This is a genomic window from Halococcus sp. AFM35, assembly GCF_051195015.1.
GTDB lineage: Archaea > Halobacteriota > Halobacteria > Halobacteriales > Halococcaceae > Halococcus.
Genome location: NZ_JBNTJU010000007.1, coordinates 97,691 through 113,014, shown reverse-complemented (window position 1 = coordinate 113,014; position 15,324 = coordinate 97,691). Strand labels below are relative to the sequence as shown.

The window sequence follows — 15,324 nt, the reverse complement described above, 5'->3', positions numbered from 1 at the left end:
AACACTTAAAAAGCCGTTTCAATCGGGCAGAACCGAATTGCTCGTGTAGAACGGGGGTTCGCTCCATGCGAGACGCAATCGACAGGCGGACGTTCATCACGGCGACAGGTGCAGCAGGCGTCACAGCAGCGCTACCGTTCAGCGGCGTCGCGGGCGCGGCGTCCACGTCGCTGGTCGACAGCGCGTTCGACCTCACGAGCGACGTGCTCCAGGAGGCGCTGGTCGTCTTCGAGTCCAACGACGCGGTCGACCAACTGGCAAACTTCGCCCTCCCGAACGGCTACTACAAGTTCGACGTCCTGCCAATCGGCTACACCGAAGTGGGTGGCGGTCTCATAGAGGAGCTTGCCGCTCTCGACGGCGTTCGCCGCGTCGAGCGCAACAAGGAACTCGAACTGTACAACGATGACACCAGAGACGTGACGCGCGCAGATGAGGTCCAATCGGGCAGCGGAAGCGGCCTCTCGACGGGCTACACCGGCGAGGGCGTCCACGCGGCGGTCATCGACTCGGGCGTCGACGGCGACCATCCGGACCTCCGTGAGAACGTCGCCCACAACTGGCAGTGGGTCGGCAATCCGCTCGGCTCGCCCACGCTCTGGACGGACGTCGGCATCGTCGACACCGACGGCGGCGGCCACGGCACCCACTGCTCCGGTACTGTGGCGGGCGACGGGTCGGCGAGCGACGGCCAGTTCCGCGGGATGGCTCCCGACGCGGACCTCGACGTGTACGCGGGCGGCGCGGTCCTCGTCGTGTTGAAGACCGCCGCGGCCTACGACCACCTCCTGAAGCGGGTTCGGGACGGCGACTCCGACGTGAAGATCGTCAGCAACTCCTATGGCTCTTCCAATGGCGAGGACTTCGACCCCGACAGCGCGCTCAACACGGCGACGTGGGAGGCCTATCAGGAGGGGTTGCTGTCGGTGTTCGCGGCCGGCAACTCCGGGCCGGGCACGAACACGCTGAACCAGTACGCCAAAGCGCCCCACGTGCTCGGCGTCGCCGCGACGAACGACCAGAAGGCCGTGACGAACTTCTCCTCGCGCGGGCGCAAGCAGACCAGCGCCAACACGCCCGACAACTGGGACCGGGGGACGGCGCTCGACAACCTCCGAAACTACTACGAGACCGGGAGCAGCTCCGGCCCAATCGGCGTCTACCGACCGGGCATCGGCGCGCCCGGCAACGCCATCGTCAGCACGATGTCGCCCGGCGACGTGCTCGGTGCGAGTAGTGCCGACGACGGCCGACTCTTCTATGCGACCATCAGCGGCACCTCGATGGCGTGTCCGGCGACGGTGGGCATCGCCACGCTCGTGGTGGATGCCTACCGCGCAAACAACGGCGGCGATGTCTCGCCGACGGAACTGTTGAACACGCTCACCGCCGAGGCCGAGGACGCAACGAGCGAGTACACGCCGTACAACGTCGGGAGCGGGTTCGTCGACGCCTACGCCGCCACCTCGCGCGCCGAGAGCGGTACCCTCGCCGGGTTCTCGGACGTGACGCTCGTCTGAACCGCCGACGAACTCGTTTGTCGAAGCACCGATGAGCAATCGACCCGTACGAAACACATGAGCGAGTGCGCCATCTGTGAGCGCAACGTCGAAACGACGAGACACCATCTGACGCCACAGAATCGCAAGGAGAGTTCGGTCGCCCCGGTCTGTGACCCCTGTCACCGCCAGATTCATGCCGTCTTCACCAACCACGAGTTGAAACACCGTTTCAACACCGTCGCGGACCTCAAGGCGAGCGAGGAGATGCAGAAGTTCGCGTTGTGGCTGCGGAAGACGAATCCCTCTCACGTACGGGTCGACGAGACGGCGCACGTCAGCGACTGGCGCGGATAGCGCGACGACCCCTCGCAAACCCGACCAAGTTGTGGCGTCGTGTGGACGGGTTTTTGGTCGCGTCGAGCTATCCGGTAGTATGGACGAACGCATCGTCGAGCACGCGGCGGTACTGGTCGAGTGGAGCGCCCGTATCGAGGCGGGCGACGACGTCGTCCTCGCGGTCGCACCGGGCGCACACGACCTCGCGGTCGCCGTCGCGGCGGAACTCGGCGACCGCGGCGCGAACCCTGTGGTGACGTACACCTCGGGTGAAATCAATCGCGCCTACCTCCGGGCGCACGACGACGAATTCGACGAAAATCCCGCACACGAACACGCGCTCTACGAGAACGCCGACGCCGTGCTCTCGCTCGGTGGTGGGCGGAACGCGAGCGCGATGGCGGACGTTCCGGGCCAAACGCGGTCGACCCACGCCACGGCGCGCGAGAAGGTTCGGGAGGCGTACATGAACACCGACTGGGTCTCGACCGTGCATCCCACGCGCTCGCTTGCCCAGCAGGCCGGCATGAGCTACGAAGCCTACCGAGAGTTCGTCTACGACGCCGTGCTCCGCGATTGGGAAGCGCTCGCCGAGGAGATGAGCGGACTCAAAGAGCGACTTGACGCGGGACGCGAGGTCCGCATCGTCGGCGAGGGGACCGACGTCACGATGGCAATCGAGAACCGGACCGCGGTGAACTCCACCGCATCGGTCGCCGACGACAGCCACAATCTCCCGAGCGGCGAGGTGTTCACCGCACCCTACGGGACCGAGGGCCACGCTACCTTCGACGTGCCGATGACCGTTCGCGGAAAGCGGGTTCAGGATGTTCGACTGACCTTCGAAGACGGTGAAGTCATCGACTACGACGGTCCTGCTGTCATCGGCGAAATCCTCGACACCGATGACGGCGCGCGCCGCCTCGGCGAACTGGGAATCGGGATGAACCGCGGCATCGACCGGCCGACGGATAGTATTCTGTTCGACGAGAAGATGGCTGGCACAGTCCATTTGGCGCTCGGGCGTGCCTACGACGCCTGTCTGCCCGACGGCGAGGCGGGCAACGAGAGCGCGGTTCACGTCGATTTGATCACCGACATGAGCGACGACTCGCGGCTCGAAATCGACGGTGAGACCGTCCAGCGCGACGGAGCCTTCCGGTGGGAGGCGGGCTTCGAGGAATGAGCGCCCGTCGAACCCCGACAAAGTATTTACCGCCTGTGGTCGATAGTTTACTGGGAGTGGCCTGCGGATGAGCTATTTCGACCGACTCAACCGGTACATCGGGCGCGACGAGGGGGAGACCGAGTACGTCTGCCGGAACTGCGGCGTTGGATTCGACGAACGCCGACAGGTCTGTCCGGAGTGTGGAGGTTACTCGATTCGCCGCCGCGAGTGGGGACCGCTTCGATGACTACTGCCACCAGTCGCTCCGGCGCTCGTCGTAGCCCGTCGATTCGCGCAGTACCGGCGGATAGGCCGATTCGTTCTCGATGCCGAAACCGAGTCCGAGCCAGCGCGCGACGTGCCAGCCCACGGCGTCGGCGTCGAGACCGGTGTAGGTAATTTCGAGGCGCGTGTACGTTTCGAGCGCGCCGTCGCCGTCGCTGTCGCGGCCGAAGACCGAGCCACACGACCCCCGCTCGGATGCGCAGGGCGAGCGCTCGGTGGGACGAATCACGACGTCGGCGTTTGCGAAGCTCGAAACCATGCGGAAGGAGACGTTTTCCGGAACCGTGCCGTCCGCGCCCCGGTCGTAGTAGTCCAGCGCGTGGTCGATCCCCTCGCGTTCGGCCGCCGAGGCGTCGTCGGTGACGAACACGGTGAGTGTCGAATCGTTCCACGCGAGCGCGCGCGTGCTGGCGTTCGGTTTCGGCAGGCTCGTCAGCGTCGTGTGCGTCGCCATCAGCTCCTGTGGGGGGTCGCCGTGGCCGAGGCCGAGCGCGTGACCGAACTCGTGTTCGAGCACGCGCACCGTCGAGTTCGCCGAGAGGTTGTCGAGCGCGCGAACCTCGACGGTGTCACCGGTCTGGGAGGGAGCGGTGATTTCGGGTGCGCAGCCGGCGGCGTTTGTAACCTGTCCACAGTGGGCAATGCGTGGCGTGAACGACACGCGGATGTCGGGGTCGCTGGCGTTCGCCGCGAGCGTGACGTTCACCGAGTAGTTCAGATATCGTTCGTCGTGTGTCTCCCAGTAGTCGACCGCTTCGGCGACGAGCGGGTCGAACGCGCGTGTCGAGTCGTTCGCAGTGACGGCCACGGTCAGATTTCGGTCGCCGTAGGGGTTGTCCGGGTCGCCCGCGTAGCCGGCGAGGTCATCGGGCAGCGGGCGCTCGGTGAGACCGGCGCAGCCGGCGGAAAGGACGACGGCGAGCACCACGACCACCGGAATGGTTTCGGCCATCGTCGGTCGACGGCGGTCCGTTTCCGTCACGTTTAGCTCATGCGTGGCTCGTTCAGACGGTGAGCTCGCCCTTGCGCTGTACCACCTCGACGGACTCGGCGTCGACGGTCTCGACGTCGAGGTGCATCGGGATGAACTCGCGGCGCTCGAAGGCTTCGGTCTCGTCTTCGGTTCCGACCGTACACCACAGCTGCGGGCGGTCGGGACCGTGCCACTCACCCTGTTTGCTGATGCCGAAACAGACCAGCTCCTCGCCGTCGAGGTCGATGATTCCCCCTTTGCGGACGTCGGGGTTGCCGTTGATGATGAGCCGCTTCATACCTGCACGTCAGCCGACGCGAACCTAAGCGCTTCGGACGGGCATCGACGGGAAAACCGACGGCGTTCGGGTCATTTCGTGCTCGGGACGTTCTTCGGCCATGTGTTCGTTGAGCGCTTGCTCGCTCTCGAACGATTCCCCGCAGATGTGACAGTCGTTGTCGGTCGAACTCATCGTCCGTCCCGGCGACCGACCGAAACGCTTTCACCGGCAAACGACGGGTTCCGCGCCGCGAGAGGGGACGACACCCACCGCGGACCATCCCGCCAGACCAAACGGGTTTTATCCGCCCGCTCGTTAGGGACTCGCAGTAACCATGCAGATGCCACGTCGATTCAACACGTACTGTCCGAACTGCAACGAGCACCACGAACACGAGGTCGAGAAGGTCCGCAGCGGCCGTGAGACCGGGATGAAGTGGATCGACCGACAGCGCGAGCGCGGTACGTCGGTCATCGGCAACGCCGGGAAGTTCTCGAAAGTCCCAGGCGGAGACAAACCCACGAAGAAGACGAACCTCAAGTACCGCTGTGGCGAGTGTGGCAACGCCCACCTGCGCGAGGGCTGGCGCGCCGGCCGCGTGGAGTTCCAGGAGTAATCATGGCAGGAAGCTTCTACTCCGTGCGCTGTCCGGACTGTGAGAACGAACAGGCCGTCTTCGGCAAGGCCGCGAGCACGGTCGCGTGTGCGGTCTGTGGCACGACGCTCGCCACACCCACGAGCGGCAAGGCGGTCTTCGAGGGCGAGGTCGTCGAGACCGTCGAGCACCGCGAGGCGACCGAGACCATCGCGGGTGAATCCGAGGCCCAATGAAATACAGCGGCTGGCCCGACCCGAGCGAACTCGTGGTGGGAAAGGTCGACGAGATCGCCGACTTCGGCGTGTTCGTCGACCTCTCCGAGTACGAGGACAAACGCGGTCTCGTCCACATCTCCGAGGTCGCCTCGGGTTGGATCAAGAACGTCCGCGACCACGTGAGCGTCGGCCAGACGGTGGTCGCGAAGGTGCTCGACGTCGACGAGGGGTCCCAGCAGATCGACCTCTCGCTGAAGGACGTCAACGACCACCAGCGCTCGGAGAAAGTCAGAGAATGGAAGTCAGAACAGAAGGCGGACAACTGGATGACGATTGCCTTCGGCGAGGACATCGACGACGAGCAGTACGCCACCATCGCCAACGAGTTCCTCGCTGAATTCGGCTCGCTCTATGCTGGATTCGAGGAGGCGGCCATCCACGGTGGGGAGGCGCTCGCCGATACCGACCTCACTGACGACGAGATCGATGCCATCGTCGAGACCGCCCGCGAGAACGTCTCGGTGCCGTACGTGACGGTCGCGGGCTACGTCGACCTCACGAGCCCCGACAGCGCCGGTGTCGACGTCATCCGTGAGGCGCTCCACGCCGCAGAGGGTAACGGCGACATCCCCGAAGAGGTCGAACTCGACGTCACCTATGTGGGGTCGCCCGAATACCGCATCCGCGTACAGGCACCTGACTACAAGACCGCCGAGAGCGAACTCGAAGCCAGCGCCGACCGCGCGGCGGCCTCGGTCACGGAACGCGGTGGCACCGCCGAGTTCCACCGCGAGCGCCGCAGCGACGACGAGTAGGGAATCGAAAAATGAAATCGGCCATTCGTGTCTGCGAGGTGTGGGAATCAGCTCACGAGCGGCCGGTCTATACGCTCTCTTCGACCTGTCCCGACTGTGGCGCGCGCGCGGTCAATAGCGCGCCGGCACCCTACAACCCCGAGGACCCACATGGCGAGTACCGACGCGCTCTTAAGCGCCGCGAGTCCGATTGAGCCATGGACGAATTCGACGTCGAGACGCTCGCGGAGCCGTCGCTGACCGACCCGGTACTCATCGAAGGGCTGCCCGGCGTGGGCCACGTCGGCAAACTCGTCGCCGAACACCTCCTTGAGGAACTCGACGGCGAACTCCTCGCACGGGTGTATTCGGAGCATTTCCCGCCGCAGGTGAACATCGAGGACGGCCGCGCGAAACTGGCATCGGCCGAACTCCACGCCGTCGAAGTCGATGGGCAGGACCTGCTCGTGCTCACCGGCGACCATCAGGCACAGGACGCCGCCGGCCACTACCGGCTGACGGACCTGTTCCTCGACCTCGCGACCGACCACGGGGCCGAGCGGGTGTTCGCGCTCGGCGGCGTTCCCACAGGTGAGTTGATCGACGAGTACGGCGTCATCGGGGCCGCGACCACCGACGACCTCGCCGAGGAACTCGAAGACGGCGGTGTGGAGTTCCGCGAGGGCGAACCGGCTGGCGGCATCGTCGGCGTCTCCGGTCTCCTTCTGGGTCTCGGCGAGCGCCGGGACCTGCCGGCGGCGTGTCTGATGGGCGAGACGAGCGGGTATCTCGTCGACCCGAAGAGCGCGCGGGCAGTGCTCGAAGTGCTTGAAGAGCTGGTCGGCTTCGAGGTGAGTTTCGAATCGCTCGAAGAGCGCGCCGACGAAATGGAGGAGGTCGTCCAGAAGATCCAACAGATGGAGCAAGGCCAGCAGGCCACCGACGACGACCTCCGGTATATCGGTTAGCTCTCCTCCTCGGCGTCGTGTTCGATGGTCTCGACGATGTCGAGTGGCACGTCGCGCAGCGCGCCGCCGACCTCGCTTTTGGCGATGCGCTGGGCGTGTTCGCGGCCGTCGGCGTTGAACACCTCGATTTCGAGCACCAGTCCCACGAGCGCCGTGCCGGCGGCGACGAAGGCCGAGTCGAACGGTTCGCCGCAGGCCGGACAGCCGGTCGCGCCGACGTCGACCTCGACGTAGGACTTGTCCTCGTCGTTCAGCCGCTTGCCGGCCTCACTGACGGCGACGCCGATGGCGTCGTCGATGCTTTCGACGTCACGAACCAACCACGCCGCCTCCATCGCAACGAGATAGTCAGCCATATTCGATTCTCGGTCCCCGGCGTGTCGTACCTTGTGGTTTCGCCGCGCACGTGAATCCGAAGCTATCGATACGTTATGGCGACGAACGTCGTGGGTCGTCCATCACCCCGCTCACGACCCTCGTGTTCGCAGTTCTGATTGCGTTCCGTTCAAATCCACTTGAATCGAATGACTGCGTCGGTGTGTTGGTGGTTCTCATTGCCGATTTCGGTGCGGTACAGTTATATACCTCCTCGGATTTCCCCTCGGCGAGGACATGAAAGCACGACTGTACCGTACGCTGCTGTTCGCCGCCTACCAGGCTGTACTCCTGCTGGGTATCGTCACGTTTCCGCTCGCGTTGGTCGCCGAGCGCGCCGGTCTGTCGCTTCCCGTCGGCCGGCTCGTCGAGCGCCTCGGCGAGGCCCACGAGCGCGCGAGCGAGGACTGAGAGTTCGGAAGGACTGGCCTTTTAAGCGTCGGGCAAGTACAGAGGGTAATGCCTGAGCTACCAAACGGTCCGGACCTCGCGCGGCCCGGGCGACAGGCGACCGACGACATCTACGAACCGGAACTCGGCTCGCTGCCGGACCCGGACCAGGACATGGACGACGCCGAAATCACGAAAACCGGCACGACGACCGTCGGGCTGACGACGACCGACGGCGTGGTGCTCGCCACCGACCGCCGGGCGAGCCTCGGCAACATGGTATCGAGCAAGACCGCCGTGAAAGTCGCCGAAATCCACCCTCGCGGGGCGCTCACCATTGCTGGGTCAGTGAGTGCAGCGCAGGCACTCATCAGTAATCTCAAAGCCGAAGTGGACCTCTACGAGGCCCGTCGCGGTGAGGAGATGAGCATGCAGGCGCTTTCGACGCTCACCTCGAACTTCCTCCGGAGTGGGGCCTTTTTCATCGTCCAGCCGATTCTCGGTGGTGTCGATAGCGAGGGCAGCCACGTCTACAGTATCGACCCGACGGGCAGCGTGATGGAAGAGGAGTACAGCGCGACCGGCTCGGGTACGCCCTTCGCCTACGGTGTCCTCGAACAGCAGTACGACGAGGGCATGAGCAACGACGAGGCCAGAACCGTCGCCGCCCGCGCGGTCAAAAGCGCCGTCGAGCGCGACACCGCCAGCGGTAACGGCATCATCATGTCCGAAATCACCGACGAGGGCGTCGAAATCGAGGAGTACGACAGCCTCGACCAGCTCCTCTGAGGCCGTGACTTTTTGCCGGTAGTAGCCCAGAGCGGCGGCTGTGGCGATTGCGGTGCGGGACTTGGCGGATGAAGGGCGAACGAGCGGTGCTCCGCACCTTTCTCACTGAGGGGCCGAAGGTCCGCGAGGTCATCGGCGCGTCGCGCCGACTACAAGCGATTCCTTCGGAATCGTCCAGTCCAAAAGCGCCGTCTCCGTTGAGAATGCCGAGACGGCCCCGTCGCCTCGCAGTACGGAAAACGGTGGCGTCTAGTAACTGCGTTCTTTCGGCTCGTAGGTCTTGTCCTCGCCGTCGAGGATGACCGGTGCGTAGTAGAGGTCGGGCGTGCCCTCGTTCCATGCGAGCATCGTGTGTTTGATCCAGTTCTCGTCGTCGCGCTCTTGGTGTTCCTCACGCCAGTGGGCACCCCGGAACTCGGTGCGGGCGAGCGCCGAGAGGGTGATGGCTTCGGCGAGGTCGATGAGGTTGCGGGTCTCGATGGTGTGCTGGAGGTCGGTGTTGAAGGTGCGAGAGGGGTCGTTGACGTAGACGTCCTGGTAGGCCTCGCGGGCCTCGCGGATGTCCCGCAGCGCCTGTTTCAGGCCCTCCTCGTTGCGGAAGACGTTCACGTTCGCGGTCATCGATTCCTGGAGCTTCGAGCGGATGTCGGCGTGCTGGACGCCCTCGTCTTTGTCGAGGAGGTGCTCGATGCGCGCGCGTTCGTCCTCAAGTGCGCGCTCGACGGTCTCGTCCATGCCGACCAGCGCGCCGCCGTCCGCGCGCTCGTCGCCCGCCCGTCCGCCGTCGGCGGCTACGTCCTCGGAGGTGTCGAGCGCGCCGGGCGTGACCGGGGTGTCGACGTCGCCGGAGCCGATGCTCGCCGACGGCCCGGTCTCGATTTCGGCTGCTTCCATCTCCTTGCCGGCGGCGTGGCGACCCGCACGCGCGCCGAAGACGATGAGTTCCGGCAGTGCGTTCCCACCCAGTCGATTTGAACCGTGGACCGAGACGCAGGCGCACTCGCCGGCGGCGTACAACCCAGTAATACAGGTCTCGCCGTTCTCTGAGACCTCGATGCCGCCCATCGCGTAGTGCTGGCCGGGCTTGACGCGCATCGGGTCCTCCAGGGGATTGACGCCCTCGAAGTCCTCCGAGAGATGGATGATGTTTTCGAGTCTATCAGTTATACGCTCCTCGCCGAGGTGGCGCATATCGAGGTGGACGTAGTCGTCCTCGAAGCCCCGGCCGGCGTTGATTTCGTCGAGTTCCGCCCGCGCCACGACATCGCGGGAGGCGAGTTCGCCGACGTTGTTCGCATAGCCACCCTCGAACATGAAGCGCTCGCCCTCGGCGTTGTAGAGGATGCCGCCCTCGCCACGGACGCCTTCGGTTATCAACACACCTGTCGAGGGCAGCGTCGTCGGGTGGAACTGAACGAACTCCATGTCCTCCAAGGGAACCCCTGCCCGGTAGGCCATCGCCGGCCCGTCGCCGGTATTGGCCACGGCGTTGGTCGTATGATCGTAGACCTGTCCCGGACCGCCGGTGGCGAGGATGACCCCGTTGCGGGCTTTGAACCCATCCACCTCGCCGGTCTGGACGTCGTAGCCGACGACGCCGTGACACTCGCGGTCCTCGGGGTCGCCGTGGTCGGTCACGGCGAGCCGGGAGACGTACCACTCGTCATATACGGTGATGCCTCGCTTGACGACCTGCTCGTACATCGTGTGCAGCAGGTGATGGCCCGTCTCCGCGCCGGCATACGTGGTGCGGGGGAAGGATAGTCCGCCGAAGGGACGCTGGCTCATTCGGCCGTCGTCGTCTCTCGAAAAAGCCATCCCCCAGTGTTCGAGTTGGATGGTCTCGCTGGGACTCTGGTGACAGAGCGTCTCGATGGCGGGCGCGTCGCCGAGATAGTCCGACCCCTTCATCGTGTCCTTCGCGTGACTCTCGAAGGAGTCGCCCTCCCGAAGCACGGCGTTGATGCCCCCCTCGGCGGCCCCCGTGTGGCTCCGCACGGGGTGGAGTTTCGAGACGAGCGCCACGTCCGCGCCCTCCTCGTGTGCTGCGACCGCCGCCCGAAGGCCGGCCCCGCCCGCACCGACCACGATGACGTCGTGTTCGTGCATCCTTGGTCGTGGTTTGACCTACCGAGACTTGAGGCTGTTCATGCCCTGGCGAGTCACTCGGGTTTGGTCAAAACGAGTATCTCTTCGTCGAGACCGTCGTGTGATCCGGTCGTCGAGTGGAGCTTTCGCCACGGTTTGATTTCCGTATCGACGAAGCCAACCCGCCTCTCGGCCAGCTCCTGTAGAATTTCACCCGTTTCGATGGACACTTGCCAGTACGACCCCGAATCCGCGACCACGTAGCAGGCTTTCCCGCCGGGAGCCATGATTTCGAACACCTGCTCGAAGTGGTGTTGCATCCCGGCGAAATACTCCTCGACGACGCGGGGATAGTACTGCCCGAAGCCATGTTGGATGTCCTCTTCGTCGATGATGCGCTCCATCTCGGTGATGATGGCATCGACGCGCTCGTTCTCGCGGATGTTTGCCTGCTCGCCCTCGTTATCGCCTACGTAGATGTTTTTGGTGTGTGAACGGATGCTGGACTTCTTGATACCCTGGAGGTCGTCATTGTCCGCCAACACGCCGAGCCAGATGAGTTCGAGACGCTGATTTCTCGTGTAATCGTGTTCGGCGGGGTACGGCGGGGAGGTGATGAGATAATCGACTTCACCGTCGTGTGCATCGGTGTGGAGTAATCCGGAGTTCTCTGTGAGTGCGTCAGAGATGTGACGAGCGTCGGCAGCAAGCACTTCCGACTGGCCGACTTTGAGACCGTCGGCGAGACTCGACTGTGCCCGGCGAAGATCACCCTCGATTTTGTCGAGCTTTTCAGCAAAAATCCCGTGAACATTCACGTTCTCTTTTGCTGATTTGCGATATGCCTCCGGCCCGAAGCCGACGTTCGCCACGTCTTCGGGAAGAATGGCGACCATCGCAAGGCGAAAAACGTCCGTCACGCGGTCGTCGGGCATCGATTCGACGTGATGGCGGAGAACCAGCATCTTCTTGCGGGGCTTTTCGCTCAACCAGCCCTTGGGTGTTTTCTCCGGTTCGCTCAGGTCATATCCATCGAGAGTCACGCTCTCACTATCGGTTTCCATGAATGACGAAAGCGTGGCGTTGCCCTCCGAGTCGATCGTTCGGAGAACTGGTTCAATCGTTCGCAGAAGCTCGTTTCGCCGACGTGAGAGTTCATCTAGATCAACGTCCCACGTCGTCTTCACACTGCCTGCGAGTACGCCGACTGGACTGACGTCCGTTCCAATGGCGTCGATTCCGCTTTGTTTTGCCGCGAGAGTCGTCGTTCCCGTGCCGTTGAACGGGTCGAGAATGAGGTCGTCCTCCGTGATGTTGAACTCCTCGATGAGATCATAGATGATCTCATCGCTGTAGGCGAAAACGATCCGATACCAATCGTGAATGTCGGTGTCGGAGAGACGTGCGATATTGCTTCTGTGTTCCATACTCGCGTTCGTGCTCGTATCGTCCTGTGACATGGGTGGGGTTAGGTCTTTTCCGTTGAACCGCGCCGCCGGTTTGACTAGTATATTTAATATCTATATAGTCTTTCGATGCTTGTCTCAACAGAATTTCGAAGCCAAGAAGCGGTTTTCCGGCTTCGATGTCAGAGTCCAATCGATGCCCGACGAACGTACACTCAATGAGCAGGCCGACCTATTCGACAAGCTCGCCGACGAGAAGCGGTTGCGGATACTGCAATATGCCGCAGAGGGACCTGTAGCGGCACCGCAACTCGCGGAGACGGACGATTTCGACATATCCAGCGAATCGATTCTCTACCACATGAACCTCCTCGAAAGTGCAGGATTTCTCGTTTCCTCCACGGTTCAGGGACCGTACAAGCGTCCACGAAAGGAGTTTCGATTGAGCGGCAACGGAAAGCATCTGACTCTCGAAGTGGTGGAGGACGAGTATTTCTTCGACTTCCGGGAGCCACCGATCGCAACGGAATGACCACTTTCGGTCGATCAAGAGTGTCGAATGACAATAAAGATTCCAAACGGATATCCATACATAATTTCAAATCGTCGACAGGTTTAGCTTCGCCGCACGGTTCGATGTGGTTGATGGCAGGGAAGTACCAGCAGGTCATTGAGTACGTATTCGACACGAAAGCGGATGGGTTCGGAACGGAGGACGACATCCCGTTCCACCGCGACGATATCGAGAAGGCGATGGCCGAACTCGACATCTCCGTTGGGAACGTCCCGGACATTCCCTATGCGTATCGGTCTCGTCGGCCTCTCCCCGAATCAATCGCCCAGTATGGTTACAGCGCCGTCATCATCGACGATACCCGTAGCGGAGAAGACCCGACCTATCTGTTCACGAAACGGGACCAACTCGTCCCGGTTCCCGAAGTAGTGGACGAGACACGGACGACTTCAACGAGCAGCCTTCCGAAGCCCGTGCGCCCGTACATCGGTAAGGACGAACAGGGGGTCCTGACACAGGTTCGCTACGCTGGACTCCTCGACGACTTTACCGGATTGGACACCTACCACCTCCAAAGCCATCTACGAATGCGGGTCTACGGCAGAGAGGCTGAGCTTGACGACCTATACATCGGTGTCGAGGACGAGTCCGAGAGTGAAAGAACGACCCATCATGCACTTGCAGTTGAGGCAAAGGGAGAGGGCGAAACGTTGAATCGGAACCAACTGATTCGCAACACGCGAGGCATCGAGAACAAGCGTGACTACCCCAACTCAGTGCGCACGCTCGCCGTCAAACTCCACGAAGAAGTCATCTATCTGTTCGAGTTCGATGTTTTCGAACGAGACGGCGAGGACCGAGTGGAAACAGAGCGAGTTTGGAAGTACGATTTCAGCGACGCCGAATAGGAGTGCGTAAAAACCTCACCAGAATTTGAGATTGTCTTTCACGGCCTCGCGCTTCATCTCCTGGATGTGCTCGGTGAGCGGAATGTCCTTCGGGCAGACCTCGGTACAGGAGAACTGGGTCTGACACCGCCAGACGCCGTGTTCCTGTTCGAGGATGTTCATCCGATGTTCCTTGATGTCCTCGCCTTCGCGTTCGTCCATCGCGAACCGGTAGGCCTTGCTGATGGCCGCCGGCCCCAGATACTGGTTGTCGCCGGCCGCGATATTGCACGAAGACTGACAGGCCCCACACCAGATACATCGGGTACTCATCTTGATTTTCTCGCGGTTCTCGCGGCTCTGGAGCTGTTCTTCCTCGTCGGGCGTCTCGCCCTGGAAGTACGGCTCGACGGCGCGCATCTGCTCGTAGAAGTGCTCCATGTCCACCACGAGGTCCTTCTCGACCTCCTGATGGGGGAGCGGCTCGACGCGGACGGGACTCTCCAAGTCCTCGATTTGGGTCTGACAGCCCAGCCGCTGTGAGCCGTTGATGAACAGGGCGTCCGAGCCACAGACCGCCTGCCGACAGGAGTGCCGGAAGGTGAGCGATGAGTCGAACTCGTCGCGGGCGTACATCAGCGCGTCGAGCACGGTCGTGCCCTTCGGCGCGGGCACGTGGAAGTCGTCGAAGCGGGGTTCGCGCTTGCCCTCGACCTCGGGGTCGTAGCGGAACACCTTGAGGTGGGCGCGCGGCGTCTCGTCGTCGGTCGACTCCTCCTCCGCACGCTGGGCCTCGCGCTCGCCCTCGTCGAGGCGCTTGCGTTCGAGTCGCTGGTCCTGAGGCGATTCGTCCTCTTCGATTTCGCTTCGTTGTAGCTGTGTACTCATGGATTCACACCAGTCCCGTCATCGCCAGTGCCAACCGAACGCCCTGCACGATGAGTCCCGCGCTAGCGACGACCAACACGCCGAGAACGACTTTCTTCTGGGTTCCCTTCAGTCCCTGATTCACCAACGCGTTGAACACGCCGTTGACGCCGTGGAAGGTCGCCGTCACGAGAAAGAGTATCATCGTGACGAAGTAGCCCACCTGACTCATTCGGGCCTGCGAGCCAAGGAAGGTTATCTCGTAGGCGTGGTTGACGAAGTGCAACAGCATGAAATGGAAGGCGAGTACGATGACGAGAAACGCCGCGGTCAGTCGCTGGAGGAACCACGCCCAGCCCCGCCGGTCAAAGGAGGAATAGCGCTCGGCCATTCAGAACGCCCCCGAGAGGAAGGTCGGCACGCTCGCGACGGCGATGGCTCCGGTCAGCACGAGCGAGGCGTAGAAGCTCTTGTCTTGCGATTCGAGACCCACACCCAGATCGATGAACAGCAGCCGAATTCCGTTCATGATGTGAAAGGTCGCGACAGCGAGCAGCCCCACTTCGAGGATACGAACGAGCAGCAGGCTTTCGAGCGAGCGCAGCGTCGTTGTGTACAGCTGTGGGCCGGAAATAGCGGTGCTCAACACGGCGACGTGGGTGAACAGGTAGCCGATGAGCACCCACCCGGTGAACTTGTGAAAGATCCACGCCCACATACCGGGCGCGAACTCCCGCCACCGCCCGAAGTCCTCGATGAAACCCCGATTGTGCGACTGACTCATGCACTCGAAGCCTCGAACCCGTCCGATAAAGGCGTTACGTCACCGGATAGCCACCGACCGCACGACACCCACCGAACAGCGCCGGTAACGGACGGCCGGCGAAAC

The 15,324-nt window shown here is 62.9% G+C and carries 22 protein-coding genes; 13 read left to right on the top strand and 9 right to left on the bottom strand.

The features are described 5' to 3' along the window. Nucleotides 1-65: 65 nt before the first annotated feature. From ACQUQO_RS07820 to ACQUQO_RS07805, 4 genes are all read left to right on the top strand, one after another. Nucleotides 66-1,520, top strand: a complete 1,455-nt coding sequence (locus ACQUQO_RS07820; RefSeq protein WP_435077417.1) for a S8 family serine peptidase — start codon at nt 66-68, stop codon at nt 1,518-1,520. Nucleotides 1,521-1,577: 57 nt separating this feature from the next. Then, a complete protein-coding gene (locus ACQUQO_RS07815; RefSeq protein WP_435077416.1) occupies nt 1,578-1,856 on the top strand; it encodes a hypothetical protein in 279 nt (92 codons plus the stop codon). Between the two features lie 79 nt (nt 1,857-1,935). Further along, entirely contained in the window at nt 1,936-3,024 is a 1,089-nt protein-coding gene (locus ACQUQO_RS07810; RefSeq protein WP_435077415.1) for an aminopeptidase, read from the top strand. A gap of 67 nt (nt 3,025-3,091) precedes the next feature. Next, complete coding sequence (locus tag ACQUQO_RS07805) at nt 3,092-3,253, top strand: hypothetical protein (protein ID WP_435077414.1); 162 nt, start codon at nt 3,092-3,094, stop codon at nt 3,251-3,253. On the opposite strand, the gene ACQUQO_RS07800 is transcribed toward ACQUQO_RS07805, so the two are convergent. The 3 genes from ACQUQO_RS07800 to ACQUQO_RS07790 are packed head-to-tail and all read right to left on the bottom strand — an operon-like array spanning nt 3,254 to nt 4,736. Then, a complete protein-coding gene (locus ACQUQO_RS07800; RefSeq protein ID WP_435077413.1) occupies nt 3,254-4,243 on the bottom strand; it encodes a matrixin family metalloprotease in 990 nt (329 codons plus the stop codon). It lies immediately after the preceding gene. 52 nt (nt 4,244-4,295) lie between these two features. Next, nucleotides 4,296-4,562: an HAH_0734 family protein gene (locus tag ACQUQO_RS07795; RefSeq protein ID WP_435077412.1), complete on the bottom strand. Its 267-nt coding sequence runs from the start codon at nt 4,560-4,562 to the stop codon at nt 4,296-4,298. 24 nt (nt 4,563-4,586) lie between these two features. Next, nucleotides 4,587-4,736 carry a C2H2-type zinc finger protein gene (locus ACQUQO_RS07790; RefSeq protein WP_435077411.1) on the bottom strand — a complete coding sequence of 50 codons (150 nt, stop codon included), beginning with the start codon at nt 4,734-4,736 and terminating at the stop codon, nt 4,587-4,589. Between the two features lie 142 nt (nt 4,737-4,878). Here ACQUQO_RS07790 and ACQUQO_RS07785 point away from each other — a divergent pair, with 142 nt between their 5' ends. Genes ACQUQO_RS07785 through ACQUQO_RS07765 form a run of 5 tightly spaced genes read left to right on the top strand, consistent with a single transcriptional unit; the run spans nt 4,879 to nt 7,119 of the window. Continuing rightward, the gene (locus ACQUQO_RS07785; RefSeq protein WP_435077410.1) at nt 4,879-5,160 is read left to right on the top strand and encodes a 50S ribosomal protein L44e; all 282 of its coding nucleotides are present in this window, start codon (nt 4,879-4,881) and stop codon (nt 5,158-5,160) included. 2 nt (nt 5,161-5,162) lie between these two features. Continuing rightward, a complete protein-coding gene (locus ACQUQO_RS07780) occupies nt 5,163-5,375 on the top strand; it encodes a 30S ribosomal protein S27e (RefSeq protein WP_435077409.1) in 213 nt (70 codons plus the stop codon). Then, nucleotides 5,372-6,172, top strand: coding sequence for a translation initiation factor IF-2 subunit alpha (locus ACQUQO_RS07775; RefSeq protein WP_435077408.1), 801 nt, complete (start codon nt 5,372-5,374; stop codon nt 6,170-6,172). Before ACQUQO_RS07780 ends, ACQUQO_RS07775 begins: the two co-directional genes overlap by 4 nt. Before the next feature lie 11 nt (nt 6,173-6,183). Continuing rightward, nucleotides 6,184-6,366: an RNA-protein complex protein Nop10 gene (locus tag ACQUQO_RS07770; RefSeq protein WP_435077407.1), complete on the top strand. Its 183-nt coding sequence runs from the start codon at nt 6,184-6,186 to the stop codon at nt 6,364-6,366. Between the two features lie 3 nt (nt 6,367-6,369). Then, nucleotides 6,370-7,119 carry a proteasome assembly chaperone family protein gene (locus ACQUQO_RS07765; RefSeq protein WP_435077406.1) on the top strand — a complete coding sequence of 250 codons (750 nt, stop codon included), beginning with the start codon at nt 6,370-6,372 and terminating at the stop codon, nt 7,117-7,119. Here ACQUQO_RS07765 and ACQUQO_RS07760 read toward each other — a convergent pair. Beyond that, nucleotides 7,116-7,475, bottom strand: a complete 360-nt coding sequence (locus ACQUQO_RS07760) for a DUF555 domain-containing protein (RefSeq protein ID WP_435077405.1) — start codon at nt 7,473-7,475, stop codon at nt 7,116-7,118. The genes ACQUQO_RS07765 and ACQUQO_RS07760 overlap by 4 nt on opposite strands. 256 nt (nt 7,476-7,731) lie before the next feature. On the opposite strand from ACQUQO_RS07760, the gene ACQUQO_RS07755 reads away from it, so the two are divergent. Both ACQUQO_RS07755 and psmB read left to right on the top strand, forming a co-directional pair. Continuing rightward, the gene (locus tag ACQUQO_RS07755) at nt 7,732-7,905 is read left to right on the top strand and encodes a hypothetical protein (protein ID WP_435077404.1); all 174 of its coding nucleotides are present in this window, start codon (nt 7,732-7,734) and stop codon (nt 7,903-7,905) included. Nucleotides 7,906-7,953: 48 nt separating this feature from the next. Then, a complete protein-coding gene (gene psmB / locus ACQUQO_RS07750) occupies nt 7,954-8,673 on the top strand; it encodes an archaeal proteasome endopeptidase complex subunit beta (RefSeq protein WP_435077403.1) in 720 nt (239 codons plus the stop codon). Between the two features lie 249 nt (nt 8,674-8,922). On the opposite strand, the gene ACQUQO_RS07745 is transcribed toward psmB, so the two are convergent. Together ACQUQO_RS07745 and ACQUQO_RS07740 are read right to left on the bottom strand one after the other, a co-directional pair. After that, entirely contained in the window at nt 8,923-10,782 is a 1,860-nt protein-coding gene (locus tag ACQUQO_RS07745; protein WP_435077402.1) for an FAD-binding protein, read from the bottom strand. Between the two features lie 53 nt (nt 10,783-10,835). After that, the gene (locus tag ACQUQO_RS07740; RefSeq protein ID WP_435077401.1) at nt 10,836-12,221 is read right to left on the bottom strand and encodes a DNA methyltransferase; all 1,386 of its coding nucleotides are present in this window, start codon (nt 12,219-12,221) and stop codon (nt 10,836-10,838) included. Nucleotides 12,222-12,363: 142 nt separating this feature from the next. On the opposite strand from ACQUQO_RS07740, the gene ACQUQO_RS07735 reads away from it, so the two are divergent. Together ACQUQO_RS07735 and ACQUQO_RS07730 are read left to right on the top strand one after the other, a co-directional pair. After that, nucleotides 12,364-12,699, top strand: a complete 336-nt coding sequence (locus tag ACQUQO_RS07735; protein ID WP_435077400.1) for an ArsR/SmtB family transcription factor — start codon at nt 12,364-12,366, stop codon at nt 12,697-12,699. Between the two features lie 113 nt (nt 12,700-12,812). Then, nucleotides 12,813-13,589 (top strand): hypothetical protein, encoded by a 777-nt coding sequence (locus ACQUQO_RS07730; protein WP_435077399.1) that lies wholly within the window; start codon nt 12,813-12,815, stop codon nt 13,587-13,589. 15 nt (nt 13,590-13,604) lie between these two features. Here the strand turns inward: ACQUQO_RS07730 and ACQUQO_RS07725 are convergent, their stop codons facing one another. The 3 genes from ACQUQO_RS07725 to sdhC are packed head-to-tail and all read right to left on the bottom strand — an operon-like array spanning nt 13,605 to nt 15,219. Beyond that, nucleotides 13,605-14,456: a succinate dehydrogenase/fumarate reductase iron-sulfur subunit gene (locus ACQUQO_RS07725; RefSeq protein WP_435077398.1), complete on the bottom strand. Its 852-nt coding sequence runs from the start codon at nt 14,454-14,456 to the stop codon at nt 13,605-13,607. 4 nt (nt 14,457-14,460) lie between these two features. Further along, on the bottom strand, nt 14,461-14,826 hold the full coding sequence (locus ACQUQO_RS07720) for a succinate dehydrogenase (protein ID WP_435077397.1): 366 nt from the start codon (nt 14,824-14,826) through the stop codon (nt 14,461-14,463). Continuing rightward, a complete protein-coding gene (gene sdhC / locus ACQUQO_RS07715) occupies nt 14,827-15,219 on the bottom strand; it encodes a succinate dehydrogenase, cytochrome b556 subunit (protein ID WP_435077396.1) in 393 nt (130 codons plus the stop codon). Nucleotides 15,220-15,324 lie beyond the last annotated feature (105 nt).